At 69.7% G+C, this 23,474-nt stretch carries 21 protein-coding genes and 2 pseudogenes; 11 read left to right on the top strand and 12 right to left on the bottom strand.

The genetic code is table 11. The features are described from left to right. The 3 genes and pseudogenes from CM1CMNOD_RS22575 to CM1CMNOD_RS19900 form a co-directional block, all read left to right on the top strand. Window positions 1–203, top strand: a pseudogene (locus tag CM1CMNOD_RS22575) ((4Fe-4S)-binding protein); the annotation flags it as partial. Further along, entirely contained in the window at window positions 190–981 is a 792-nt protein-coding gene (locus CM1CMNOD_RS19905; protein WP_013875393.1) for a LutC/YkgG family protein, read from the top strand. The pseudogene CM1CMNOD_RS22575 and the gene CM1CMNOD_RS19905, both read left to right, overlap by 14 nt. 293 nt (window positions 982–1,274) lie before the next feature. Next, entirely contained in the window at window positions 1,275–1,595 is a 321-nt protein-coding gene (locus tag CM1CMNOD_RS19900) for an SHOCT domain-containing protein (RefSeq protein WP_241247662.1), read from the top strand. Window positions 1,596–1,777: 182 nt separating this feature from the next. On the opposite strand, the gene CM1CMNOD_RS19895 is transcribed toward CM1CMNOD_RS19900, so the two are convergent. The 3 genes from CM1CMNOD_RS19895 to CM1CMNOD_RS19885 form a co-directional block, all read right to left on the bottom strand. Beyond that, window positions 1,778–2,581: a hypothetical protein gene (locus CM1CMNOD_RS19895; RefSeq protein WP_202797645.1), complete on the bottom strand. Its 804-nt coding sequence runs from the start codon at window positions 2,579–2,581 to the stop codon at window positions 1,778–1,780. A 348-nt stretch (window positions 2,582–2,929) separates the two neighbouring features. Next, window positions 2,930–3,418 carry a hypothetical protein gene (locus CM1CMNOD_RS19890; protein WP_157491049.1) on the bottom strand — a complete coding sequence of 163 codons (489 nt, stop codon included), beginning with the start codon at window positions 3,416–3,418 and terminating at the stop codon, window positions 2,930–2,932. A 292-nt stretch (window positions 3,419–3,710) separates the two neighbouring features. Continuing rightward, window positions 3,711–4,631, bottom strand: a complete 921-nt coding sequence (locus tag CM1CMNOD_RS19885) for an NADP-dependent oxidoreductase (protein ID WP_013875389.1) — start codon at window positions 4,629–4,631, stop codon at window positions 3,711–3,713. Window positions 4,632–5,337: 706 nt separating this feature from the next. On the opposite strand from CM1CMNOD_RS19885, the gene CM1CMNOD_RS19880 reads away from it, so the two are divergent. Together CM1CMNOD_RS19880 and CM1CMNOD_RS19875 are read left to right on the top strand one after the other, a co-directional pair. Continuing rightward, a complete protein-coding gene (locus tag CM1CMNOD_RS19880) occupies window positions 5,338–6,207 on the top strand; it encodes a HalD/BesD family halogenase (protein ID WP_013875388.1) in 870 nt (289 codons plus the stop codon). Between the two features lie 1,162 nt (window positions 6,208–7,369). Further along, window positions 7,370–9,178 carry a choline/carnitine O-acyltransferase gene (locus CM1CMNOD_RS19875; protein ID WP_043607302.1) on the top strand — a complete coding sequence of 603 codons (1,809 nt, stop codon included), beginning with the start codon at window positions 7,370–7,372 and terminating at the stop codon, window positions 9,176–9,178. A gap of 82 nt (window positions 9,179–9,260) precedes the next feature. On the opposite strand, the gene CM1CMNOD_RS19870 is transcribed toward CM1CMNOD_RS19875, so the two are convergent. From CM1CMNOD_RS19870 to CM1CMNOD_RS19860, 3 genes are all read right to left on the bottom strand, one after another. After that, window positions 9,261–11,468 (bottom strand): biotin/lipoyl-binding protein, encoded by a 2,208-nt coding sequence (locus CM1CMNOD_RS19870; protein ID WP_013875386.1) that lies wholly within the window; start codon window positions 11,466–11,468, stop codon window positions 9,261–9,263. 159 nt (window positions 11,469–11,627) lie between these two features. Continuing rightward, window positions 11,628–12,860, bottom strand: a complete 1,233-nt coding sequence (locus CM1CMNOD_RS19865; protein WP_013875384.1) for an ABC transporter permease — start codon at window positions 12,858–12,860, stop codon at window positions 11,628–11,630. Beyond that, window positions 12,857–13,756: an ABC transporter ATP-binding protein gene (locus CM1CMNOD_RS19860; RefSeq protein ID WP_013875383.1), complete on the bottom strand. Its 900-nt coding sequence runs from the start codon at window positions 13,754–13,756 to the stop codon at window positions 12,857–12,859. Before CM1CMNOD_RS19860 ends, CM1CMNOD_RS19865 begins: the two co-directional genes overlap by 4 nt. A gap of 191 nt (window positions 13,757–13,947) precedes the next feature. On the opposite strand from CM1CMNOD_RS19860, the gene CM1CMNOD_RS23790 reads away from it, so the two are divergent. The 3 genes from CM1CMNOD_RS23790 to CM1CMNOD_RS23410 all read left to right on the top strand — a co-directional run bounded on the left by CM1CMNOD_RS23790 (window position 13,948) and on the right by CM1CMNOD_RS23410 (window position 14,859). Beyond that, window positions 13,948–14,073, top strand: coding sequence for a hypothetical protein (locus CM1CMNOD_RS23790; protein ID WP_277602715.1), 126 nt, complete (start codon window positions 13,948–13,950; stop codon window positions 14,071–14,073). 108 nt (window positions 14,074–14,181) lie between these two features. Beyond that, window positions 14,182–14,373, top strand: a complete 192-nt coding sequence (locus tag CM1CMNOD_RS22010) for a hypothetical protein (protein ID WP_013875382.1) — start codon at window positions 14,182–14,184, stop codon at window positions 14,371–14,373. Between the two features lie 171 nt (window positions 14,374–14,544). After that, window positions 14,545–14,859, top strand: coding sequence for a hypothetical protein (locus CM1CMNOD_RS23410; RefSeq protein WP_013875381.1), 315 nt, complete (start codon window positions 14,545–14,547; stop codon window positions 14,857–14,859). On the opposite strand, the pseudogene CM1CMNOD_RS24550 reads toward CM1CMNOD_RS23410, so the two are convergent. Both CM1CMNOD_RS24550 and CM1CMNOD_RS19845 read right to left on the bottom strand, forming a co-directional pair. Next, a pseudogene (locus tag CM1CMNOD_RS24550) lies at window positions 14,763–15,053 on the bottom strand (efflux RND transporter periplasmic adaptor subunit); the annotation flags it as partial. The gene CM1CMNOD_RS23410 and the pseudogene CM1CMNOD_RS24550 overlap by 97 nt on opposite strands. 295 nt (window positions 15,054–15,348) lie before the next feature. Next, a complete protein-coding gene (locus tag CM1CMNOD_RS19845) occupies window positions 15,349–15,528 on the bottom strand; it encodes a hypothetical protein (RefSeq protein ID WP_131772908.1) in 180 nt (59 codons plus the stop codon). Between the two features lie 423 nt (window positions 15,529–15,951). On the opposite strand from CM1CMNOD_RS19845, the gene CM1CMNOD_RS19840 reads away from it, so the two are divergent. Further along, a complete protein-coding gene (locus CM1CMNOD_RS19840; RefSeq protein WP_013875378.1) occupies window positions 15,952–17,217 on the top strand; it encodes an ROK family transcriptional regulator in 1,266 nt (421 codons plus the stop codon). A gap of 442 nt (window positions 17,218–17,659) precedes the next feature. Continuing rightward, window positions 17,660–18,586, top strand: a complete 927-nt coding sequence (locus tag CM1CMNOD_RS19835; RefSeq protein ID WP_013875377.1) for a TauD/TfdA dioxygenase family protein — start codon at window positions 17,660–17,662, stop codon at window positions 18,584–18,586. 42 nt (window positions 18,587–18,628) lie between these two features. On the opposite strand, the gene CM1CMNOD_RS19830 is transcribed toward CM1CMNOD_RS19835, so the two are convergent. The 4 genes from CM1CMNOD_RS19830 to CM1CMNOD_RS19815 form a co-directional block, all read right to left on the bottom strand. After that, entirely contained in the window at window positions 18,629–19,486 is an 858-nt protein-coding gene (locus CM1CMNOD_RS19830) for an amino acid ABC transporter permease (protein WP_013875376.1), read from the bottom strand. After that, on the bottom strand, window positions 19,483–20,133 hold the full coding sequence (locus CM1CMNOD_RS19825) for an amino acid ABC transporter permease (RefSeq protein WP_013875375.1): 651 nt from the start codon (window positions 20,131–20,133) through the stop codon (window positions 19,483–19,485). The genes CM1CMNOD_RS19830 and CM1CMNOD_RS19825 overlap by 4 nt, the downstream gene beginning before the upstream one ends. A gap of 106 nt (window positions 20,134–20,239) precedes the next feature. Beyond that, window positions 20,240–21,100, bottom strand: coding sequence for a glutamate ABC transporter substrate-binding protein (locus tag CM1CMNOD_RS19820; RefSeq protein ID WP_013875374.1), 861 nt, complete (start codon window positions 21,098–21,100; stop codon window positions 20,240–20,242). Window positions 21,101–21,220: 120 nt separating this feature from the next. Continuing rightward, window positions 21,221–21,940: an amino acid ABC transporter ATP-binding protein gene (locus tag CM1CMNOD_RS19815; protein ID WP_050803840.1), complete on the bottom strand. Its 720-nt coding sequence runs from the start codon at window positions 21,938–21,940 to the stop codon at window positions 21,221–21,223. 653 nt (window positions 21,941–22,593) lie between these two features. Between CM1CMNOD_RS19815 and CM1CMNOD_RS19810 the strand changes: the two genes are divergently transcribed. Continuing rightward, a partial coding sequence (locus CM1CMNOD_RS19810; protein WP_131774113.1) for an alkaline phosphatase family protein occupies window positions 22,594–23,474 on the top strand: 881 nt, incomplete at its 3' end.

Raw genomic sequence — 23,474 nt, 5'->3', positions numbered from 1 at the left:
GTCCGGTGCCGCTGCCCGGCCCGGTGGCGGCGTGGAGCCGGGCGCGCGACGTCCCGCTGCCGCCCCCGGAATCCTTCCGTGCCTGGTGGGCGCGTACCCGCGGCGGGAACACGGCTCCGGCAGGGGATGCGCCTGCGACGGATAGCGACCCCACGGCGGGGGAGGCTCCCGCGCTGGAAGGTGGCCGTGATGAGCGCGCGTGAACAGATGTTGCGCCGGATCCGGGCGGCGCTCGCCGACGTGCCCGCGGCCGAGCGGCCCGAGGACGTCCCGGTTCCCCGCGACTATGCCCGCCCGCGCGCGGCCAGCGCGCCTGACACCGCCAGCGCGCCTGACACCGCCAGCGTGGCTGACACGGCCGATACGGCCGATACGGCCGGCGCGCGGCGGCGGTCGGCGGCGACCGTGGAGCTGTTCCACGAACGGGTCGCCGACTACCGGGCCGTTGTGGACCGGGTGCGTCCGGACGGCCTGACCGCCGCGATCGTGAAGGCGCTCACCGGCGCGCGCCGGGTCGCGGTTCCCGCCGGGCTGCCCGCGGACTGGCTCGCCGCGGCGGATCGGGCGGTGGCGCGAGCAGGCGGGCAGGTGGTCCGGGACACCAGCGAGGCGCCGCTGTCCGTGCCCGATCTGGACGCCGTCGACGCGGTGCTCACCGGAGCCGCGGTGGGGGTGGCAGAGACCGGCACGATCGTGCTCGACGGTGGCCCGGCCTGCGGGCGCCGCGCGCTGACGCTGGTCCCCGACGTGCACGTCTGCGTCATACCGGCCGGGGACGTCGTGGACGGCGTACCCGCCGCGGTCGCCCGTGTGCGCCCGGACCGGCCGCTGACCTGGATCTCCGGCCCGTCCGCGACCAGCGACATCGAGCTGGAACGGGTCGAGGGCGTGCACGGGCCGCGCACCCTGCACGTGATCGTCATCGACGAGGCTCCCGACGCCATCGGCAGCTCCGGAGCCCCGGCGGAGTCCACGCCATGACCCGATCTGCCCATGGCCGACGCTGTGCGTGATTGTTCCGCACGGCGGGTTCGGCGCCTACCTGATCCGGCTCCGTTCGCGGGACGTTCGGCCGGGCCGGTGGACCCCGTCGGACCTGTTGGCCTGTGACCTTTGGTGGGCGAAAACCGTGCCCGTGGAGGGTATGCCCTCACTGGTCGACGCCGGACTGGCTGACGCTGGGGTGGACGTCGGAAACCTCACTCGGCCGGGACGGCGCGGCCACGGTGCCTGCGTGCCACCCAAGGCCGCGGGAGGACACCGGCAGGGAGATGATGACGATGTGGTGGCATGGTGACGGCCTCGGCGGCTGGGGGATCGCACTGATGACGATCAGCATGGTCGCTTTCTGGGCGCTGGTCATAGTGGCGGTGGTCGCCGTGATCCGCTATCTCGGCCGTCCCTCGCAGCAGCCGCCCATGCCGCCCGCGCCGCCCTACCCGTCGGCACCCGAACAGGTGCTCGCGGACCGGTTCGCCCGCGGCGAGATCGACGAGGAGGAGTACCGCCGCCGTATCGAGGTCCTGCGCCATTCGGGGCAGGACGCCGGCCAGGCCCTGGATCCACCGGCTTCCGGCCCGGCCGCCCGGTCCTGACCGGAGCGCGGTTTCCCCGATCGGATAGTTCCTGCGCGGGACGGTGGGCGTCGCACGGCGCAGGCGTGCGACACCGCTGGCCCCGTCGGATGGTCATGCTGCCTGGGTGATGACCCGACCGGGAGATCCGGGAAGCGCCGGTTGGTAGCCTCCGCCGCTTCCCGGCTCCGGCCGGATGACGGTCAGCCGACGGGCAGGGTCACCGCGGCCGTGTGCAGCACGTCGGCGGTCTGGAACTGTACGAACAGCCGCCAGTTGCCGGCGCGCGGCAGGCTCGCCTCGAACGGCAGGGCCGGGCCGCCATCCTTTCCGCCCGGGGTCGTGCCTGTCGGATGCAGGTGGGCGAAGGCAAGGTCGCCCTCGTGGAAGGCGGTCAGGTGCGCGTAGGTGTCCAGGTAGAGCTGCAGGTCGGTGACGGGCCTGCCTCCCGCGGACACGGTGATCGTCAGGGTGCCCGCAGCCTTGGCCGTCGGTCCGCTGGCCAGGGTCAGGGTGTAGCCGTCGACCGTGGTCGTGGTCGACGCGGGCGGCAGCGGGGTGTCGGCGGAGCTGCCGGCGACGGTGACCGGCTGGCTGAGGACCGTCGGGACGTCCGCACCTGAGGCGTCCGTGGTGATGAACGAGGCGTATACCCGGTACGCGCCCGGCCGGACGGGCTGGAGCGGCGCCGTCCAGGTACCGTCGCCTTCCACGTCCGGGTGCACGTGCTGGAAGCCGGTGAGGTCCGACCGGATCAGGTACAGGTGCATCGGCCTGGTCTGGTCCAGCTTGAACGCGGTGACAGGTGTGCCGTCCCCGTTGGCCGTCCCGGTGCCGTGGGTCTCCGGCGGCGACAGGCGAGAAGCATGATCGTGCTGTCCCGGGCCCGCCAGGATCCGGAACCGGAACGAAGTCGGCTGGTTGGCCGGCAGCGTCGACGCGGCCGGGACGAACCGCAGCCCGGATGCCTCGGCGGCCAGACCGTCCCCGGCCGGCAGGCCCCCCATACCCGGCATCTCGGCATGGCCGGGCATCCCTCCGGACGCCGGCATCCCACCGTGCCCAGGCATCGCAGAATGGCCCGGCATCGCGGGAGACTCCATCGGGTGCGCCGTCCCCGGCCCGGTCGTGGCGGAGCCCCCGCAGCCGGCCGCCGCCAGCCCGACCACGACTGTGACCCCGACCAGCACGCGCGCACAACGCGGGCGGACGGTGGATGGATACGGAACGCGGGCACGCGAACGCAACAATGTCAGCATTGAGATCAGAAATCTTTCCGGACGGCGCGTGGTACACGCGCGGATGAACAGCAACGTCAGACCAGCCGGAGCCTTGCTCCGATCAGCGGCGTTGCGTCACGTCCGGGATATGCACAGCCTGGTCAGCAGCCCTGAACCGGCCGGTGGCGGGGCACGGCGCCGTCGGCCACCGCTGTCGGCGCCGGCGCCCCGTTCCCCGATGGGCCACGTCCCCGCGATCACAGCGATGCCGAGCAGGAGCGCCAGCAGACCGAGCAGGCCGCCCGGCCCCGTCCGGGGCGGCAGTGACACGCACAGGGCGCCGTGCCCACCGGCACTGTTGGTGATTATGAATGGTGGTGGCGACGTGGACGTCCCGTGGCCGGCCGCCAGGGCGTGTACCGGCAGGGACGACGACGCGGATGCCTCATGATCGATTATTGGGGCCGCCGCGGGCGGGTGCCGTACCGGCGGAGCCTCGTGGCCGGTGCCCAGGCCGTGGGGCGTCGTCGTCGACCCCGCTGGGCGGGCACCGCCGGGGCATCCCAGCCCCACCGCCATACCGTGCATGACGAACAGCCCAGCCAGCGCGGTACACGCCAGCATCAGGCGGTACACCGCCGACATACGACGGGGCGGTACCAGGCGGGCCGCCGCCCGCGTCGGTACCGCCCCACCGGCCATCGCAGTCTCTCTCCCGCTGGAACCAACGACTGCCCACCATGGTAGACAGCCGGGTACGGGGTAGACGGCCTGCTGTTGACGCGGCATCCACAGCCTGCTCCTGCCAGTGGGGTATCTGGGAGCGGCCCTGACGGGTGGGTTCCGGCGGGGCTGAGGCCGCCGTCCGACAGCGGCCCGGTCCGCTCGGAAGCGTTTCCGCTGGCAGGCGCGTTCGTCAGGACGGCAGTAGCACGATCTTGCCGCCGAGGTGGCCGGTCTGGCTGGCGTCGAGGGCGGCGGCTGCCTCGGTCAGCGGATACGTACGCCAGATCGGCAGCCGCAGACGGCCATCCTCGATCAGGGCGAGGATGTCCCGGATCGCCCTTATGGTGTCCTGCCCGCCACCGCCGAGGTGGAAGCGGACCCCGTGGTCGGCGGCGTCGAACGCGGCGATGGTGAGCACCCGTTCGGGCCCGCCGGCCAGCTCGATCGAGACGGGCAGCTCACCGCGGCCCGACGCGTCGAGCACGGCGTCCACGCCCTGGGGAGCGGCCGCGCGGACCCGGTCGGCCAGGCCATCACCATAGGTGACCGGGATGGCGCCGATCGAACGCAGCAGCTCGTGGTTGGACTCGCTGGCGGTACCGATCACCCGCATGCCACGGGCGACGGCCAGTTGCACGGCGAAGACGCCGACGCCACCCGCGGCAGCGTGGATCAACAGCGTCTCGCCCGCGGTGACACCGAGCAGATCGAGCACCTTCCACGCGGTGCCGCCGGCACCGGCAAGGCTGCCGGCGACCTCCCACGGCACCTCGGCCGGCCTGGTTACCAGCTCCGCCGGGTCGGCAAGCGCGAACTGGGCGTAGGAGGGGGTTGAGGACGAGCCGAGCACCTCGTCGCCGACCGCGAAGGCGGTCACGCCGTCGCCGACCTGGTCGACGACACCGGCGACGTCGCTGCCCAGGCCCGCCGGCAGGTCCAGCCTGATCAGCTCCTGCAGGGCGCCCTGGAGGATCTTCCAGTCGACAGGGTTCACACTCACCGCCCGCACCGCGATCCGCACCTGGCCCGGACCGGCGACCGGGGCCGGGGCGTCGACGATGCGCAGCACGTCGCTGGTGCCGTACTCGGAGAACTGCGCTGCAATGGGCATCTGCTCGGCTCACAATCTGCTGACGGTCACAACGAGTGGTCATTCGCCCGGCCGGGGATGGTCCCACCGTCCAGACAGCGGACCGATTCGTCCTGACTTGTAACGCTGTTGATCGTAATTTGTAACATTTCCGTGCCGCGGCTTCCGTGTCCGGGCCTGGTCGTGCCCGGTACCGCTCGACCAGGCGATCCTGGGCCGGCCGCACGGACGGAGTCGCCAACGTCCATCTGACGGTCACCCGACTGGCTGGTAATCACCCGACAATCGACCCCCACTCACTCGGGGCTCACTCTTTAATCACCCGGTGTGACTATCGGCTGTGGCTGTCGACGGAGTCAAAATGAATATCGAGGGTGACGGCGGGGAAGATCTGAACCGATCGTGATCGACAGGCGTTTTCGAGGGTGGTGTCGCGTGTCACAGACGACTTCATGGCAATGAATCGAGGGCAACGATGTGCTAAGAGTCGAAAAGACTGTGCGATCATGTTTGTTTCGTGTCGATGTCCGGCTCCTCGGGTGCTCCTGGCATGCCCGGGGTGGGCGAGAAGACGCTGCGGACGTGACCTGTTCGCGGGGGAGGGATAGGCCTTGACAGCGTGTGGATCGGGCAACTGTCGGCGGATGGACGTCGGTCGTGGGGATCGTCTGGATGGTTGTACTGTCCCGTCTCGCCATGATGATCATAATCGGCGGAGGAGAACTTCATGATCGCATCGGAGGCTCGGCTGATCGAGCAGGTGGTCAGCGCGACCTGCTATCCCCTGACGGAGCCGGGTGGCGCCGACTGGGAGTACGTGGTTTCTCGTACCCGGCAGGAGTTACACACCCACGGCTGCAGTATACTGCACAACTTCATCCAGCCCGCCCGGCGTGAAGAAATACGACTGGAATGTGCCGCGGTCGCTCCCCGGGCATATTATGACGTCGAGACCGTCAATGCCTACAACATAGCCACCGACGCGGATCTGCCGGCGGACCATCCTGGTCGGCTGCCGATGCGGCGTGGTAACGCCTTCGTAGCGCGAGATCGTATCCCCGACGATTTTGTCATTCATCGGCTCTACACCAGTGAACTGTTCCAGAATTTTATTGCCAGTTGTTTCGAGCTGCCCCGGGTCCACGAGCTCGCGGATCCCCTGGCTGGGCTGTGTCTCAACGTCGTCACCCCGGGCATGGAACATCCATGGCACTTCGACACGAACGAGTTCGCGGTGAGCCTGCTCACGCAGGAGCCAGCGGACGGCGGGGCATTCGAGTACTGCCCGGGTATCAGGTCCACGACGACGGAGAACTTTGCCGACGTACAGGCTGTGCTGGCCGGCCGCGGTGGGCACCTGATCCGTCGGGCGTCCCTGCGCCCCGGGGATCTGCAGCTGTTCAGGGGCCGTTATTCGATGCACCGGGTGAGCGCCGTGCGAGGTGGCACCGCGCGCCACTCGGCGATTTTCTCGTACAGTGAACGCCCTGGGGTGGTCGGCAGCGTGGAACGGACGAGGCAGCTTTTCGGCCGGGTGCTGCCCGAGCATCTGGCGGCCGCTGGACACGCCGTGCGGGTCGACCAACTGTTGGATTAGGCCGTTTCCAGCGGACGCCGGTCGGAGCGGGTGACGTCCCGCTCCGACCGGGAATCCGCCGCCGGAAACGGCCTGGGGGGGGCGATCGGCGGCCCGGGCCCGGCGCCGGTCAGTTGCCTGTTCCGTGATCCAAGGAGGAACCCAACCCGTGCGTTTTGATGCCACTGGAAAAGTTTCGCTCGATCACATCTACACGCAGCCCGACCCGTACGCCTATTTCGACACGTTGCGCAAGCTCGACTACGACATCCCGCAGCTGGCGAAACCGTATTTCGTCAAAATCATCGAGGCGTACCGGGAGGCACAGGGAAAATCAGGTGCCAACGTCCTGGACATCGGTTGTTCCTACGGTATCAACGCGGCTCTGCTGAAATGTGACGCAAGTATGGCGGAACTGTACGGACGGTACTGCGACCGGGACGTCGACACACCGGACCGTGACACGCTGCTGGCCCGTGACCAGGAGCTGGTCCGGTCGCGGGCCGACCCGCGCCGGATCCGGTTCGTGGGCCTGGACACCTCGCGGCCCGCCCTCTCGTACGCGCTCGCGGCCGGTTTCATCGACGACGCGGTGCACGCCGATCTGGAGGAGAACGACCCCACCCAGCGACAGCGCCGGCAGTTGGCCGGTACGGACCTGGTCATCTCGACCGGCTGCATCGGCTACGTCACCCACCGGACCCTCATGCGGGTGGTCCACGCGAACGACGAGCGCCGGCCGTGGATGGCGCATTTCGTCCTACGGATGTTCCCGTTCGAGCCCGTCGAGGAGAGCCTGGACGGACTGGGATACGAGACTGCTCATTTCGAGCACATGTTCCGGCAACGGCGCTTCGCCTCCCCCCAGGAGCAGTCGCTCGTGCTAGACACCCTCTACAACGTCGGCGTGGATCCGAGCGGTCTGGAAGCCGACGGCTGGCTCTACGCGCAGCTCTACGTCTCCCGGCCGCGCGGCACGAAGGATTGCGTGGTCATCGACCTCGCAACCAGCAATGGATCATCAACCGGCAAGGAATCGTCCAAATCCCCACAACCACCGAGGTCGAGGATCACATTGACCGTCAACCAGGAACTGAGCGTGGCCCAGAGACTGTCCGCCCCCGCCCCTGTCGCAGTCCCTGGCAATCAGGAGCCGCCCACCCCCACCCCTGCCGAGCAGGAACTGTCCGCCCGCACCTTCGGCAATGAGGACCAGCTGCCACGGGTGCCGCTGCCCACGCTGGAGGAGAGCTCCGAGAGATTCCTCGAGTGGGCGGCACCGCTGCTGACCGCGGACGAACTGGCTCGGACCGAGGCGGCGGTGGCCGCGTTCCGGCGGCCGGACGGCCCCGGCCAGCGGCTCCACCAGGCACTGGTGGAATATGACGCCACCGAGGGCGTGCACAGCTGGCTCGACACGTTCTGGCCGTCCCGGTATCTGGGCCGCCGCGACCGCATCGCGCTCAACGCGAACTTCTTCTTCCTGTTCAAGAAGTCGCCGCTGCGACAGATCGAACGGGCCGCCGGCCTTGTCGCCGCGGCCGTCAACTACAAGCTGCAGCTCGACGACGAACGCATCCCACCGGCCGTCCAGCGGGGACGGCCGCTGTCGATGGAGCAGAACAAGTTCCTGTTCTCCACGACGCGGATACCCGGGGCCGTGCAGGACACCGTCCGCGTACCGTACAGCGAACAATGGCCGGGCCCGTCCCAGGCGCGTCACATCGCGGTGTTCTTCCGCGGGAACATCTTCCGTCTGGACGTGCTGGGCCCCGACGGCCGGCCGTACACCTTAGACGATCTTGCGGCGGGCCTGGAGGCGATCAGGAAGGCCGGTGCGACCCCGGCCGCGCCGGACACCGCCGTCGGACATCTGACCACCAAGGCCCGGGCGGAGTGGGCGGCCAGCCGGCAGACGCTGACTGCCCACCACCCCGGCAACGCCGCCGCGCTCGACGAGCTGGAAACCGCGCTGTTCCTCCTGGACCTGGAGGACATCACGCCCACGGACACCCAGGAGGCGTGCGACCAGCTGTTGTACGGCAACAGCGGTAACCGGTGGTTCGACAAGGCCGTCTCCCTGATCGTCTTCGAGGACGGCACCGCGGGTATCAACATCGAGCACTGCGGTCTGGACGGAACCACGATTCTCAGCTTCGTCGACACGCTGCTGGGTTCCTCACCCGAGGAACACTCGGCGCAGTCGGGGGCCGTCCCTCAGGGCCTGCCGGACATCAGACCCATCGAGTTCGTGCTGGACAGCGACCTGCGGGCCAACATACAGGCCGCCGGCGAGGCGTTCGCGGCGTATGGCGCCGCCACCGCCACGACCATCCTGTCGTTCGACGACTTCGGCGGAAACCGGGCCAAGCAGCTGCGGGTGTCACCGGACGCGTTCGTGCAGCTGGCGTACCAGCTCGCGCACAAGCGGGCCAAAGGGCTGACAGGCGCCACCTACGAGTCGATCGCCACTCGGCAGTACCGGCACGGGCGCACCGAGGCGATGCGCGTCGTCACACCCGAGGTGCTGCGCTTCGTGGCCACGCTGGACGATCCGACGGCGGACGCGGCGACCCGCCGGGCGGCGTTCCGGGCAGCCGCCGAGAAACACGTGGCACAGGCGAAGCAGTGCCAGTCGGGGCAGGCGCCCGAACAGCACCTGTGGGAGCTGCAGCTCATCCAGAAACGGCGCGGTGAGGAGCTGGGGGTGACCGAACCGCTCGACCTGTACGACAGCCCGGGCTGGGTGAAGCTGCGGGACGACTACCTGAGCACCAGCTCCGCGCCCTCGGTCAACATCGAGTACTTCGGTTTCGGCTCGACCAGCAGCCAGTGCATCGGCATCGCCTACGTGCTGCTGCCCGACCGCTTCAACCTCTACCTGAGCACACCGCGCGCGGTGGCCGACGGGCTGTACACCTTCGTCGACCGACTCCGTGAAGCGGTCTACGAACTCCAGGACCTCCTCGCCACCGAAACCCCCGTGGCCTGACCTGTCCCTTCGTCCCCGAACATTCGCAACTGTTTCTCCTGTTTCTCCGCCGAGGTGGCGGCTGGACGGGGTGGGTGAGCCGTCACCCGTTCCGTCTGCCGCCTCCTCCGTTGACGACGAAGCCGCCGCTACCGGCGCCACCGCCGGTGAGGCCGCCGGTGAGGCCGCCGCCGGCTGGTCCGAGGCCGGCGCCGCCGAGGCCGCGCGGGGTGGTGTTGCCGGTGGGCAGGGGGGCGTTCAGGTCCGCGAGGACGACCTGGTCGCCTTCGGACAGGCCGGACGTCACCTGGGTGAAGGCCGTGCCGACCGCGCCCACCCGCACCGGCACGCTGGTCGCCCTGCCGTCGCGCAGGACGGACACGACGTACCGGTTGCCGATCCGCAGCACCGCCGATGTCGGCACGGCGAGTGCGTCCGTCGCGCTGGCGGTGACGATGGCCACGGCCGCGCCCGAGCCGGCGAACAGCTTCCCGCCGTCGTCGTTCAGGCCGATGGTCACCGGATAGGCCGCCCCGGACGACGATCCCGACGACCCGGCCGAGGCCGTCCCGCCGGACGCGGTGGACGCCGCCGGGAGCAGGCCGACCGCCACCACGGTGCCGGTCAGTGGGGAGCTGGTCCCGTCGGGGGTGATCCTGGCCCTGGCGCCGATCTTCACGGCGGCCAGGTCGCTGTCGCTGACGGTCGTCGTCACCTGCATGGCGTCCGGGTTCAGCACGACGATCGTGGCTGTGCTCGACCCGGCGCTGACGGACTGGCCGGGGGCGATGTTGACGGCGGCCACCAGACCGCTGATCGGGCTGATCAGCCGTGCCTGGTCCAGGCTCTGCTGGGCCACCAGGAGCACGGCGTCGGCAGCGTCGACCGCGGCCTGGTCGGCGGCGATCTGAGCGGCGGACGCCGGTGCGCGTGAGCCGCCCGTTCCCGCGCCGCCCGTCCCTGAGCCGCCCCCGCCCGCGGCACCACCCGCACCCGTGCCACTCGCCGCGGACCGGCCTGTCGCGCCGCCCCCGGCTGCCGTGCCGCCGAGCGTGTTCTGGTCGCCGTGGGTAGTTGTCCCCCCGCTCTGGCCCGTGCCGCCGGTCGCTGTCCCGGCTCCGGTCGGTCCGGACGACGGTCGGTCCGCACCCGCACCCGCTTCGGTGCCCGGCGCTGTTCCTGAGCTTGCTCCTGCTCCTGGGGCTGCTCCTGTGCCTGGGCTCGCGCCTGCGTCCGGTTGCGGCCCGGGGGACTGCTGCCCGCCCTGGGCCTGGGCCTGGGCCAGCAGCTGTGCGACCGCGGCGTCGAGGGCCGCTATGTCCGCCGCGACCGCGCGCAGCCGCTCGTTGAGCGCCTCCTGCTCGGCGAGGACCTGCTGGAGCAGCGCCGCACAGTCCGTACCGTCGGGCGCCGCGCTGCTGGTCGCCGGCGTCGTGGCCGCCGCGGCGACCGGTGACGACAGGGATGCCGGGGCCACGGTGCCCGAGCCCGAGATCCCGCCGCCGGGCGTGACGCCGGATGCTGCCGAGCCCGAGGTGGCACCCCCGCTCTGGTGCTCTTCGCCCTGGTGCAGGCCGTCCAGGAACGACTGGCACACCGACTGCTCGTGGGCGAGATCGGCCTTGATCTGGGACAGGATCGTGTCGGCGGCGTGCTGGTCGGCCAGCAACCGCTGTTGGTACTGCCTGACGAGCTCCTCGGCCGAGCCCGCCGCCCCGGTCGTCCCCGTGCCGTCGGCGGTTCCGGCCGGCGCCGTGCCACCCGCGTCCCCTGTTGCCGTTACCTGGCCCACATCCTGGACGCCGGCTCGGCCCGAGGCGACGAACAGCGCCGCGCTGACCCCGCCGATCCCAGCCGATGCCGATGCGGGCGCGGCGGTGGACGCACTGGTGGACGCCGAGGCCGTGCCGGCCGTGGTCTGGCTGGTCTGGTCGGCGGCGAGCCTCGCCTGCGCCGAAGCGAGGGCGGACCGGGCGTTGTCGACCGCCGCGGCCAGGGTGGACGTGTCGAGCTCGGCCAGCACGTCACCTGTTGTCACGTGCTGGCCCACCGTCACGGCAACCCTGGTCACCCGTCCGCTGACGGGGAAACTCACCGCTGCCTGGCTGACGGCTGTCACGGCGCCGGTGGAGTTCAGTGTCGCCTCGACACTGCGATGGGTGACCGCGGCGGTCCGGTAGGACGGCCCGCCCGAGGCGGCCGTGGCGGCGAGAACTCCGCCGCCGGCCCCGCCGGCGACGACGATGACAGCGATCACCGTCGCCCGGCGGCGCAGCCGCTGCCGCCGGCCGCGTGAGTTCCGGTCAGCCACGGGTGCTCTCCCCGGTGCGGGTGGGCTCCCGGACAAAGACCGACGCGGGCACGAGCGGTTCGGGCACGATCGGTTCTGGCAGGTTCGGTTCGGGCACGGTGGGCTCGTTTTTCTGATCGTGGCCCCGGAGGCGGGACAGGGCCGGGCGGCGGCGGGTCGTCATTCGCTGCGCAACGCGTCGATGGGGGCCAGCCTGGCCGCCCTGCTGGCCGGGTAGACGCCGAATCCGACGCCGATCCCCATCGCGACGACGATCGCGCCGACGGTCGCGGGGAGCGAGACGTCGATCCGTTGGGAGATCAGGTGGGGGAGCAGCGCGTCCCCCAGCAGCCCGAGGGCGGCGCCGGCGAGCCCGCCAGTCAGGCCGAGGATGGACGCCTCCACCAGGAACTGGCGTCTGATCACCCGGGGTGGCGCGCCCAGCGCTTTGCGCAGGCCGATCTCTCGGATGCGTTCGGTGACGGAAACCAGCATGATGTTCATCACGCCGATGCCGCCGACCAGCAGTGAGATCGCGGCGATCCCGCCGAGCAGCACGGTGAGTGTCCGGTCCACCGAGGTGGCGGCGGCCAGGATGGACTGTTGGCTGGCGATGGTGAAGTCGGCGGCGGCGGGCGTGCTGACGCGGTGCAGCGCCAGCAGTGTGTTGGTGGCCTCCTGGTGGGCGGCCGACAACGTCTGCGACGACGACGCCTCCAGGTAGATGTTCTGCACGGAGCCGCGGGCCGCCCCGCCGAACACCCGGTTCGCCGCGGTGCTGATCGGCAGGATCGCCTGGTCGTCCTCGTTGGCCGTGGCGGACGAGCCGGCTGCCGCGAGCGTCCCGACCACCTGCATGGGGACTCCGGAGACCGCCACGGTCGCGCCGACCGGGTCACGGCCGCCGAACAGCTGCTCGGCGGTGCTGGCGGCGAGCACGACGACCGCGGCCTGGGCGGTGATGTCCTGGCTGGTCAGGAAGCGGCCAGACGCGATCTTGCGAGCCCGGACCGACAGCCAGTCGGGCGTCGTCCCGACGACCGTGGTGGTCCAGTTCGACGTGCCGGCCGTCAGCGACAGGCTGCGCTGGCTGGCCGGCGCGACCGCGGCGATGTCCGGAGCGACGTCCTTCGAGGCCAGGGCCTCGGCGTCGTGCACGGTCAGGGTCGAGGCCGAGCCGAAGCCGCCGCGGACGCCGTCGCTGCTGGTGGCGCTGCCCGGGGTGACCACGAGCAGGTTGCTGCCCAGGGAGTTGATCTGGTCGCGGACCTGGTTCTGGGTGCCCTGGCCGAGGCCCACCGTGAGGATGACCGCGGCGATGCCGATGAGAATCCCGAGGACGGTCAGGGCCGAACGGGACCGGTGCGTACGTACCGCCTCGATGCCGATGCGCAGTGTCTCCAGCCAGCTCATGGGCGGATCACCCAGGTGAGCCGGGCCAGGTCGCCATGGGCTGCCTTCCCGTGCCTGTGCTCGGGCCCGAGCACAGGCACGGGAACGGGGCCCGGGCCGGCGACGGCTCCGAACCCGGCGCTGGCGCCGAATCCGACGTCCCCGGGCCCGTCGGCGTCGTCACTCGGATGATCAGAGCTGGTGTCGTACTGGATGCCGCCGTCCCGGATGCGCACCACCCGGCCGGCGGTGGCGGCGACCTCGGGCTCGTGGGTGATGAGCACGATCGTGCGGCCGGACGCGTGTAACTCGCCGAGCAGGTCGAGCACGTCCTGGGTGGACGCGCTGTCGAGGTTGCCGGTCGGTTCGTCGGCGAGGATGAGCGCGGGGTCGGTGACCAGCGCCCGGGCGACGGCGACCCGCTGCTGCTGGCCGCCGGAGAGCTCGTTCGGGCGGTGGGCGATCCGGTCCCCCAAGCCCACCTTCTCCAGCGCCTCGATCGCCCGGACGCGACGCTGCGCCCGTCCCGTCCCGGCGTAGCACAACGGCAGCTCCACGTTGCGCCACGCGGACAGGGTGGGAAGCAGGTTGAACTGCTGGAAGACGAAGCCGATCCGCCGGTTGCGGATCTCGGCGAGAGCGTCCTCGGACATCCGGGCGACGTCCTCGCCAGCAAGGCGATAGTGGCCCGCGGTGGGTATGTCGAGGCAGCCGAGGATGTTCATCAGGGTCGACTTCCCCGACCCGGACGGGCCCATGATCGCTATGTACTCTCCCTCGGAGATGCGCAGGTCGACGCCGCGCAGCGCGTCGACCTCGATGGCGCCGGTCCGGTAGGTCTTGCGAACACCGTCGAGTTCGATGACGGGTGGCGAGCCGGCCGGCGGCTCGGCGAGGAGTGATCCGCTCTCGGCCACGGCTCAGCCCGCCCCGCCGCCGCGGACGCCTCCGCCGAACCCGGCACCGGCACCGGCACCGCCGAACCCGGCACCACCGAACCCGGGACCGCCACCGGCACCGGCCGCCGCCGAAGCCGCCGGAACGGCCGTTCGGGACTTCCCCGCCACCACCGGAGCGTCCGGCGGAGGCCGTCTCGGGCAGCAGCACCATGTCGCCGGCCGCCAGCCCCTCGGTGATCTGCGTGACGCCACCGGAACTCGCGCCGACCGTCACCGTCCGGGACACCTGCCGGCCCTCGACCAGCTGGTACACCTGCGCCTGGGCGCCGCTGTAGTGCAGGGCCGCGGTCGGCACGGTCAGGACGTCGGTGAGCTGCTGGACGATGATCTGAACCTGGGCGCTGGCTCCGAGGTGCAGCCCCGCCGGGGTCCCGGTGACATCGATGGTGACCGGGTACATCGCGACTCCCGAAGCAGTCCCTGAGGTCGTCCCCGAGCTCTGGGCCGGCAGCAGACCGACGGTGGCGACCGTTCCGGACAGCGTCGTGGTGGCACCGTTCGGGGTGATGACCGCCTGGTCGCCCTTCTTGACCTCGCCGATCTGGGTGTCGTCGACGTTCGCCGCGATCGTGTAGCCGTCCGAGCCGACCACCACCACCTGCGCGGACGAGGCCGACGCCGCACTGGTCGAGGCGGAGCTCGTCGAGCTCCCACCGCCGCCTCCGCTCCCGCCGCCCGTCCCGCCGGAGGCGGCCGTTCCGCTGCCGGAGACCTGCTGGCCGACCGTCAGGTTGACGGTCGCGACCGTGCCAGCGATCGGTGAGGTCAGCGTCGCCTGGGACAGTGACTGCTGTGCCGCGGCCAGCGCGTTGCGCGCGGCGGTGACTGCCTGGTTGTCGGCGTTCACCTGTGCGTCGGACGCCCCGGCGCTGCGGTCCGCGGACAGTTTGGACTCGCTGGTGGCCACGGTGGCCTCGGCCTGCGCGACCGAGGCCGCCAGCGCCGCCGAGTCGATCGTGGCCAGCACCTGTCCGGTCATGACCTGCTGGCCGACGGTGACCGAAACACCGGTGACCCGGCCGGAGACACCGAAGGTCAGGTTGGCCTGGTGGGCGGCCTGAATGACCCCGGTGGCCGAAACCGTCTGCCGGATCGTCCCGGGGCCCGCCGCCACCAGCCGCGGGCCGCTGCCGTCGGCGGACGAGGAAACCGCCAGGCCGATCGTTATGGAACCCGCCACGATCACAATGGCAGCCACCGCCGCAAGGGCAAGTGTCCTGTGTCCGATCCGTAGGCGCGTACGCCGCACCTGCATCCACTCCTCCGAAAGCCCCGGTGGACGGGGCGGGCCCGCTTGCGTGTCCGGCCGGCCGAAGAGCACACGATCACAGGTTTTTCGCGTGCCCGGACGACCTGCCGGAGACACCGGAACAAACACGGCCGGTGCTGATCGCGAGTGGTTCCCGACCGGGATCAACGCGCCTCAGCCTCGCGGAGAAGCCTTGGTATTTGCTGAGGGAATCCGGTGGAATTCCTGATCGTGGCTTTATCCGGCCATGATGTTCTGACCGGCGTCCGCTCGTTGTTGAATTGTTTGGCCGGTGCGTCCGTCAACGGAGGTTTTCGGTTACGGCGCGCGGTGCCGCGGCGAGCTCGCCGATCGTGGCCCGGGCTCGCTCGTGCTCCTGGCGCCGGCCCGTCTCGGTGGCCTGCCGCGCCGGACGCCGGCCGGGCGGTGGCCGGGTGGTGGTCGAGCCGGCGGCGACCGGGATGCGAGACGGCGTTCCCACAGTGTTCCTACAGCGTTCCCCACTGTGTTCCCCACCGATCTGGTTGACAATCATTCGGGTGTTGCCTAGCGTCGACCGCATGAGCCGGCATACCTATCTGGTCTGCCGCGCGCACGTTGACCTCCGTCGCGTGGCGAGCGCGCTCTGTCCGTCCGCCTGATGCCGCCGCTGGATTCTCAGCGTGCCCAGGCCGTCCGGATGCATGCGGTCCTTCTTCGTCCCGGACTTCTCCGTTTCCCTGCCGGCAGGCGGCATCGAGAGGGTCGTCGGCCCTGACCAGGGTTTCGACTCCATCAGACTGATCATCTGCGAGACGGGCAACGTGGGTCCGCGCGTCTGCCCACCACGTGGGCCGTGACGACATCCGCACATCCGCGGCCCTGCCGAGTCCGCATGCAGCACCGCAGCGCGAGGAGGTCAGCCGTGCCGGCACTCAACCATCCCCTGGCGTCGTCCGTGACCGCGGGTCGCTCGGACCCGACAGGCACCGCCGCGGCGGTGCTGCGCGCCGTGTTGGATCACGGGCCGGTGGCGCGCACCCTCATCGGCCGCGCGACCGGGCTGAGCCCGGCCGTGGTGTCGCGGCAGACCGCCGATCTGATCTCCCTCGGGCTGCTGCGTGAACTGCCGGCGCTGTCCAGCCCGCCACGCGCCGGCCGCCCGTTCGTCCCCTTGGACATCGACACGCAGCGTCACCTCGCCTGCGGGGTGCACATCGCCGTCCCCAACATCACCTTCGGTCTGGTGGACCTGCGTGGCCAGGTGGTGGCCCAGGAGAGCGTGCCGCACCAGGGTGACGCGCGCGAGGTGCTGCGGCAGATCAGCCAGTATCTTCCCGGCTTCGTGGCGCGGCACGCCCGAGGCAGCAGGCTGCTCGGACTGGGAGTGGTCACCGGCGGATGGGTGGACCCGCAGCGCGGCGTCATCGTCGAGCACGGTCTGCTCGGGTGGAGTGACGTGCCGGTCCGTCAGGTGCTCGCCGAGACGACCGGCCTGCCGGTCCATGTGGACGGCCATGCCCGCGCGCTGGCGCAGGCAGAGATCATGTTCGGGGATCCGCGGGCCCGGCGCAGCCTGGTGCACCTGTTCGTCGGGAACGTCGTCGACGCGGCGATCGCCACCGGCGGCGAGGTGCACTGGGGCCCGCACGCCGGCGCCGGGGACGTCGCCCACCTGCCGCTGGCGGACAGTTCGGTGCGCTGCCCCTGCGGGCGGTCCGGCTGTGTGCAGGCCGCCATCTCGGAACGGGTCCTGGCAGAGCGGGCGTTTCGGGAAGGGAGGATCGAAAAGCCCGACCTGTGGCTTCTGCTGGACGCGGCCCGCTGTGGCGACCAGCGCGTGCTGGCGCTCTTCCGCGACCGGCTGCGTGTCATCGGCCGGGTGGTGGCCCTGCTGCTGGACGTGATCGACCCGGAGGTGCTGGTGCTCACCGAGGCAGCCGCGATCTTTCTGCCGGACCTGCTGCCCGACCTGTACGAGCAGATCGCGGCGCACTCGCGGGTGTGCGACAGCCCGGAGCGTATCGTGCTACCCACCCGCTTCGGAGCGCACAGCCTTGCCGTCGCCGCGAGCGCGACCGTGCTGGACGCCGTCCACCGCAGCCCGCGCAGCCTGCGCCCGGCCCCGGCCCCGGCCTCCGCCCGGGCTCGGACCCGAGCCCGGGCCGGGGCCGGGCGGCTGTCCGACTGAGTTATTTTCACTCGAGCGGTAAACATTGACCCGGCCGGCCTGCAGTATGAGTATCGAAACATGAGCGACATCGGGTACGCCGTGTCCGGGCATGCATCTTCTGAATGTACGTTGCCTGCGTGCGCATCGTGCCGGTGCGTATTGACCGGGTGTGCCGACCGTGTTGCCCGTCGCTGTTCTTCCACATTGTGCGACGTGGTGGTTCCGATTGTTTCGTAGGCGTCGGGGCCGTGGTATCGCGGCATTCTTCCGAATGATTCAGGGCCGGTCGCCGGCTGTTGCCGTCGTTTCCTGCGTCACTCGTATTCCATCTGTATTCCGGTGGCCGGCCCGTCTGTTCACGTAGGAATGAATACGGCGGTGCGGGTCTGGGTTCTGTTCCGGGACCGGCCGCGGCCGCGGCCGGCTGTTCTTTCCGCCAACCAGTCTGGAGCACGCAGCGATGACAAGTACCGTCCAGCGGCTGGGTATCGACGTCCGGCCGCTTTCCGGGCACACCGGAGCCGAGATTCACGGCGTCGACCTGAGCCAGCAGCTCGACGACGCCACGATCGCCGAGATCCGTTCCGCCCTGCTGCGCTGGAAGGTCGTGTTCTTCCGCGACCAGTCCATCGGCCACGCCGAGCAGATCGCCTTCGGCGCCAGGTTCGGTAAGATCACTCCCGCCCATCCGCACGAGGACGCCCCGCCCGAGGGCTTTCCGCAGATCCTGCCGATCGACAGCCGCCGTTACGAGAAGAAGTTCGGCAAGCGGAAGATCACCTATGACAACGGCTGGCACACCGATGTCACGGCGCTGGTGAACCCGCCGGCCGGGTCGATTCTGCGCGCCGACATCGTCCCCCCGTACGGTGGTGACACCGCCTGGACCAATCTGGTCGCGGCCTATCAGGGCCTCCCGGAAGAGCTGCGTGCGTTCGCCGACGGGCTACGGGCCAAACACAGCTTCAGTCCCCGCCTGCTGGCCGGGACCCCCTACGGGGAGAAGATCGCGTCGAATCCGCTGCTGGCGATCCACCCGGTGGTCCGGGTGCACCCGGAAACGGGCGAGCGGGCGCTTTTCGTCAGCCCGACCTTCACCTCCGGGGAAAACGAGATCATCGGATTCTCCACGCGGCAGAGCCACCGGATTCTCGACCTCTTCTACGAGCAGATCGCCCGGCCCGAATACACGGTGCGGTTCCGCTGGAGCCCGGGCGACGTCGCCTTCTGGGACAACCGGGCGACCGCCCATCTGGGCCCGTCCGACCTCAACCACCTCGACTTCGACCGCGTGCTGTACCGGATCACCCTGGAAGGGGACATTCCGGTCGGGGTCGACGGGCGGCAGTCGGAACTCGTGGCCGGGCAGCCCTTCCTCGCCGACTGACCGACGCACGAGGCGGGCCACGGGTCGGGCGTGGGCTTGCCGCTACCCGGTGGGCAGGTCCTCCGCGGGCACGGACGGTCTGGCCCGCCGGCCGGACAGCCGCGCCTCCAGGTAGGTCGCCAGCCTGGTCACCAGATAGTTGATGAGGATGAAGATGCCGCCGATGACCAGATAGGTCTGGATCGGGTTGTGCAGGGTCTGGATGGCGATCAGGGCCCGGCGCAGCAGCTCCTCGTAGGAGATGAAGGCCCCGAGCGAGGTGTCCTTGAGGATCACCACGAGCTGGCTGATCAGAGCCGGCAGCATCGAGCGGAACGCCTGTGGCAGCAGGACGATCCGCAGCGTCTGGCCGTGGGTGAGGCCCAGCGCCGAGGCCGCGTCACGCTGCCCCTTCGGCACCGCGAGGATGCCGGCTCGGACGATCTCGGAGATGATCACCGAGTTGTAGGCGGTCAGACCGATCACGATGTACCACAGCGGCGGCAGCTTCAGCCCGTAGACCGGGAGAACCTGCGCCGCAAAGAAGATCGCGATCACCACGGGCACGCCGCGCAGCAGCTCGACCGCCCCGACCACGGCCCACCGGTACCATCGGGCCGCGGAGATCCTGGTCGTCGCGATGAGCACCCCGAGCAGCAGGGAGAGGGACATCGCCAGGGCGGCGGCGGTCAGGGTGTGCACCAGACCGCCGCCGAGCAGGCGCCACAGGTCCGCGAAGTCCTCGTCCCCGGGGTTGAACAGCGGACTCCACCGGCTGCCGTCGAACTGGCCGTTCGCCGCCAGCCGGCGGACGGCCAGCACCGCCAGGCCGACCAGCACGACACCGGCGACAACGCTGGCGACAGCGATCCGTCGGCGTCCCCGCGGGCCCGGGGCGTCGTAGAGAACCGAGCGGCTCACCGCGCCACCCGCAGCCGTTTCTCCGCCGCCAGCACGAGCAGGCCGGCGGGGATGACGATGACGAGATAGCCGATCACGACCCCGGCGTAGACCGGTAACGCGGGTTCCCCCCGCGCGCCGTTCAGCGTGCTCGCGACGCTGTAGAGTTCGCCGCCGACGCCGAACGCGCCGACGATCGCGGAGTTCTTCACCATCGCGATCCCGACGTTGCCCAGCGGGGGGATGACCGCCCGGATCGCCTGCGGCAGGATGACCAGCCGTAACGACTGGCCGAAGGTGAGGCCGATCGAGCGGGCGGCCTCCGCCTGGCCTGTTTCCACCGCGCCGATTCCGCTGCGTACCGCCTCGCAGACGAACGCGGCGGTGTAGACGGTCAGCCCGGTGACCCCGAAGGCGAAGTACGAGCCGTTGATCCCCACCTCCGGCAGGCCGAAGGCGAAGGCGAACAGGACGATCGTCAACGGGCAGTTGCGGACCAGTGTGACGTAGACGGTGCCCACGGCGCGCAGGGGCGGCACCGGCGACACCCGGAATCCCGCGAGAACGACCCCGAGCAGCAACGCCGCCACGGCGACCAGACCACAGATCGTCAGCGTTCCCAACAGGCCGTCGGCGTACAGGCCGAGGTTGTCGGTGATGACATCCATGGCGGCTCCGGGGCGGCGTCGGCTCGGGTACTACGGGCTTACGGCACTAACAGAACTGGCAGCAGGTTACAAAGGTGACGAAGGCGCAGGGTCGGGAAGATGTTGATCAGGAGCAGGTGGCGAGCGTGGGCAGGGCCGGCGCGGCCCCGGCGACCTTGCCCGCCGTGGACTCCCAGGCCTTCGCGTAGCGGCCGTCCGCCGCCGCCGCGGTCAGCTGCTCGTCGATGAACTGGCAGAAGGCGGTGTCACCCTTTTTGATGCCGATGCCGTAGGGCTCGGTGGTGAAGGGCTTGCCGACGATCTTGAACGCGCCGCCACTGGCGTCCACCAGGCCCAGCAGGACGACGTTGTCGGTGGTGACGGCGTCGACCTGGCCGGTACGCAGCGCGTCCGCGCACTTGGAGTAGACGTCGAAGAGCACGATGTTGGACGCGTCGGCGTATTCCTTGATTTTCTCGGCCGGGGTCGAGCCGGAGACGGAGCAGACCTTCGCGTTCGTCGCGCGCAGGGACTCCGGCCCGGTGATCGTGGTGTTGTCCTTCTTCACCATGATGTCCTGGCCGGCCTGGTAATAAGGACCGGCGAAGCTGATGAGCTGCTTGCGCTTGTCGTTGATGGTGTAGGTGGCGACGATGAAGTCCACCCTGCTCTGCTGGATCGCGCCCTCCCGCTGGGCCGACGGTGTCTCGACGAAGGTGATGTCGTCAGGGTCGATCCCCAGGCCGTCGGCGATGATTTTCGCGATTTCGACGTCGAATCCCTCGACATCGCCGCCGAGGCCCTTCAGCCCGAACAGCGGCTGGTCGAACTTGGTACCGACGGTGACCTTTCCCGCCTCGGCGAGCCTGGCCGCCGTGGTGCCGGCGGCGAAGGTGGGCTTCGCCGGGGTTTCGGCCTCCGTACCGGTCGTGTCGCTCCCACAACCGGCGGCGGCGAGTGCGACAGTACCGGCGAGCACGGCCGTCACCAGCCGTCGTCCTCGCCGTGGGTACCGCTGGAGTGGGTGGTGCTGGAGCGGGAAACGTGGAATCCGCATGGTCGTCCTTTCAAGGGGGAGCCTGTCGGCCAAGGGCGGGCACGGGCCGGCTCAGTGGGGGAGGACACGGGCCAGGAAGTCGCGGGCCCGCTGTGTACGCGGGCTGTCGAAGAAGTCCGCCGGAGCGCCTTCCTCGAGAATTCCGCCGTCGGCCATGAACACGACCCGGTCCGCGGCCCGCCGGGCGAACCCCATCTCGTGCGTGACGACCACCATGGTCATGCCGTCGCGGGCGAGCTCGGCCATGACGTCGAGCACCTCGGCGATGTATTCCGGGTCGAGCGCCGAGGTGGGTTCGTCGAAGAGGATCACCTTCGGGTCCATGGCCAGCGCCCGGGCGATCGCGACACGCTGCTGCTGCCCGCCGGAAAGCTCGGCGGGATAGCTGCCGGCCTTCGCGCCGACGCCCACCCGGTCGAGTAGTTCCCGCCCCCGGTGCTCGGCCGCGTTCCGCGGGATTCCCCGGACCTTTGTCGGCCCGAGCGTGACGTTCTCCAGCGCCGTCTTGTGGGCGAAGAGGTTGAAGGCCTGGAAGACCATGCCCACTTCGGCCCGTAACCGCGCGAGCGCGCGCCCCTCCTCGGGCAGTTGGCGCCCGTCGATCGTGATCCGGCCGGCGTCGATGGTCTCCAGCCGGTTGATGCAGCGGCACAGTGTCGACTTGCCCGATCCCGACGGGCCGATGACGACGACCACCTCGCCGCTGTGTACGGTCAGGTCGATCGCGTGCAGGGCACGGAAATCGCCGAAGGACTTCTCGACGCCCTCCATGACGATCAGGGGTTCACCCCGGGTGCTCTCCGTCACATGCAACCCTTCGGTCAGGCTGAGCGGAACGGTAGCAGGTGAGCTCCGCCTGCCTGGGCGGCGTGTCGGATGTCGAACGGTTCGAGCCCGCGGTCTGGACCTGTCGCGATAGCCGTGGTCTGTGACCTGACGACGATCCAGACGTTTGGCGAACGCGGTCCGCCCCGGTCCGCCGCCGGCGGTCGCGGTTGACCGGGCGCCGGTCCGGCGAGCGTATCCGGTGAGGCGGACAGGCCGGTTCCGGGAACAGGACGGGCCGGTTTCCAGGGCAATGGTGGGCCGGCCGTTCCTGGATTCCATAATATGCTTGATTTTCGGCAGGTCGCGGTGGCGGAAAAGCGACCGTGATGCCACCGGTGTACTCCGTCCACGGTAAAATCACCAATCGAATCTGATCGCCGAGATCGGAGATACCGGTTACTGGAATTCGCCGTCGGCAGGATGAGAACGTTCAGGTTCGGGTGGGTTCCGGGTCGGCACGGTGAAATATGTGAGTATGCGGATGTTCGTCTGGCTTTCACTTCCGGTCCACCAACGACGCATCGGAACACACTAATCTGATTCGGCTCCACAGCAAGCGCTCGTGCTTGTTCCCGCGGCACTTCTGGAGGTCTGCTGTGTCTGTTCTTGCCCATGTCAAACGCCCGCGTTGGGCCCTCGCCGCTCTCGGTACCACCACGGTTCTGGCCGCCGCGACGGTCGGACTACTGGCGCCCAGCGCGCAGGCGGCGACGCTGCCGACGCCCGACCACGTGGTCGTCGTCGTCATGGAGAACCACGGCTACCCGCAGATCATCGGTAGCTCAAGCGCACCGTACATCAACAACACGTTGAAGGCCGGGGGTGCCAATCTTACGCAATACTATGCTCTGACCCACCCCAGTCAGCCCAACTACCTGGACATCTTCTCCGGCGGCACGCAGGGCGTCACCGATGACAGTTGTTATACCCCGCAGTTCAGCAGCGCGGCCAACCTCGGCTCCGAGCTGATCGCGGCCGGCAAGGCCTGGGGCAGCTACAACGAGGGCCTGCCCTCCCAGGGTTCGACGGTGTGCACCAACAGCAGCACTAAGTATGCGCGCAAGCACAACCCGTGGTTCGCCTTCAGTAACGTGCCGCTGAACACCGCTTACACCTTCAATCAGTTCCCCGCCAACTACACCACGTTGCCGAAGGTCTCGTTCGTTATCCCGAACCTGTGCAACGACATGCACGACTGCTCGGTCGGCACGGGTGACACATGGCTGCAGAACAAGCTCGGCGCCTACGCCACCTGGGCCAATACCCACAACAGCGTCCTCATCGTGACCTTTGACGAGGACAACGGTTCCTACGGCAACCGCGTCGCCACGGTGCTCTACGGGCAGCACGTCGTCCCGGGCAGTTCCTCGTCCACGACCTACAACCATTACAACCTGCTACGCACCCTGGAGGATCTGAGCGGCCTGACCACCCACGCGGGGAACGCCGCGAGCGCATCGGACATCACCGGTATCTG

The sequence above is a fragment of the Protofrankia symbiont of Coriaria myrtifolia genome (assembly GCF_900634755.1).
GTDB classification, from domain to species: domain Bacteria; phylum Actinomycetota; class Actinomycetes; order Frankiales; family Frankiaceae; genus Protofrankia; species Protofrankia coriariae.
This window is presented reverse-complemented; position numbering and strand designations above follow the sequence as displayed.

What these genes read in the sequence shown, in the direction of transcription:
- CM1CMNOD_RS19900 (WP_241247662.1), top strand. Translation starts at nt 1,275, where the DNA reads ATGACGATGTGGTGGCATGGTGACGGCCTCGGCGGCTGGGGGATCGCA.
- CM1CMNOD_RS23790 (WP_277602715.1), top strand. Translation starts at nt 13,948, where the DNA reads ATGTCGCCGGCCGCCAGCCCCTCGGTGATCTGCGTGACGCCACCGGAA.
- CM1CMNOD_RS19895 (WP_202797645.1), bottom strand. Translation starts at nt 2,581, where the DNA reads ATGGGGGGCCTGCCGGCCGGGGACGGTCTGGCCGCCGAGGCATCCGGG.
- CM1CMNOD_RS19825 (WP_013875375.1), bottom strand. Translation starts at nt 20,133, where the DNA reads ATGGATGTCATCACCGACAACCTCGGCCTGTACGCCGACGGCCTGTTG.
- CM1CMNOD_RS22010 (WP_013875382.1), top strand. Translation starts at nt 14,182, where the DNA reads ATGGTGACCGGGTACATCGCGACTCCCGAAGCAGTCCCTGAGGTCGTC.
- CM1CMNOD_RS19880 (WP_013875388.1), top strand. Translation starts at nt 5,338, where the DNA reads ATGATCGCATCGGAGGCTCGGCTGATCGAGCAGGTGGTCAGCGCGACC.
- CM1CMNOD_RS19905 (WP_013875393.1), top strand. Translation starts at nt 190, where the DNA reads ATGAGCGCGCGTGAACAGATGTTGCGCCGGATCCGGGCGGCGCTCGCC.
- CM1CMNOD_RS19815 (WP_050803840.1), bottom strand. Translation starts at nt 21,940, where the DNA reads ATGGAGGGCGTCGAGAAGTCCTTCGGCGATTTCCGTGCCCTGCACGCG.
- CM1CMNOD_RS19885 (WP_013875389.1), bottom strand. Translation starts at nt 4,631, where the DNA reads ATGCCCATTGCAGCGCAGTTCTCCGAGTACGGCACCAGCGACGTGCTG.
- CM1CMNOD_RS19835 (WP_013875377.1), top strand. Translation starts at nt 17,660, where the DNA reads ATGACAAGTACCGTCCAGCGGCTGGGTATCGACGTCCGGCCGCTTTCC.
- CM1CMNOD_RS19865 (WP_013875384.1), bottom strand. Translation starts at nt 12,860, where the DNA reads ATGAGCTGGCTGGAGACACTGCGCATCGGCATCGAGGCGGTACGTACG.
- CM1CMNOD_RS19890 (WP_157491049.1), bottom strand. Translation starts at nt 3,418, where the DNA reads ATGCTGGCGTGTACCGCGCTGGCTGGGCTGTTCGTCATGCACGGTATG.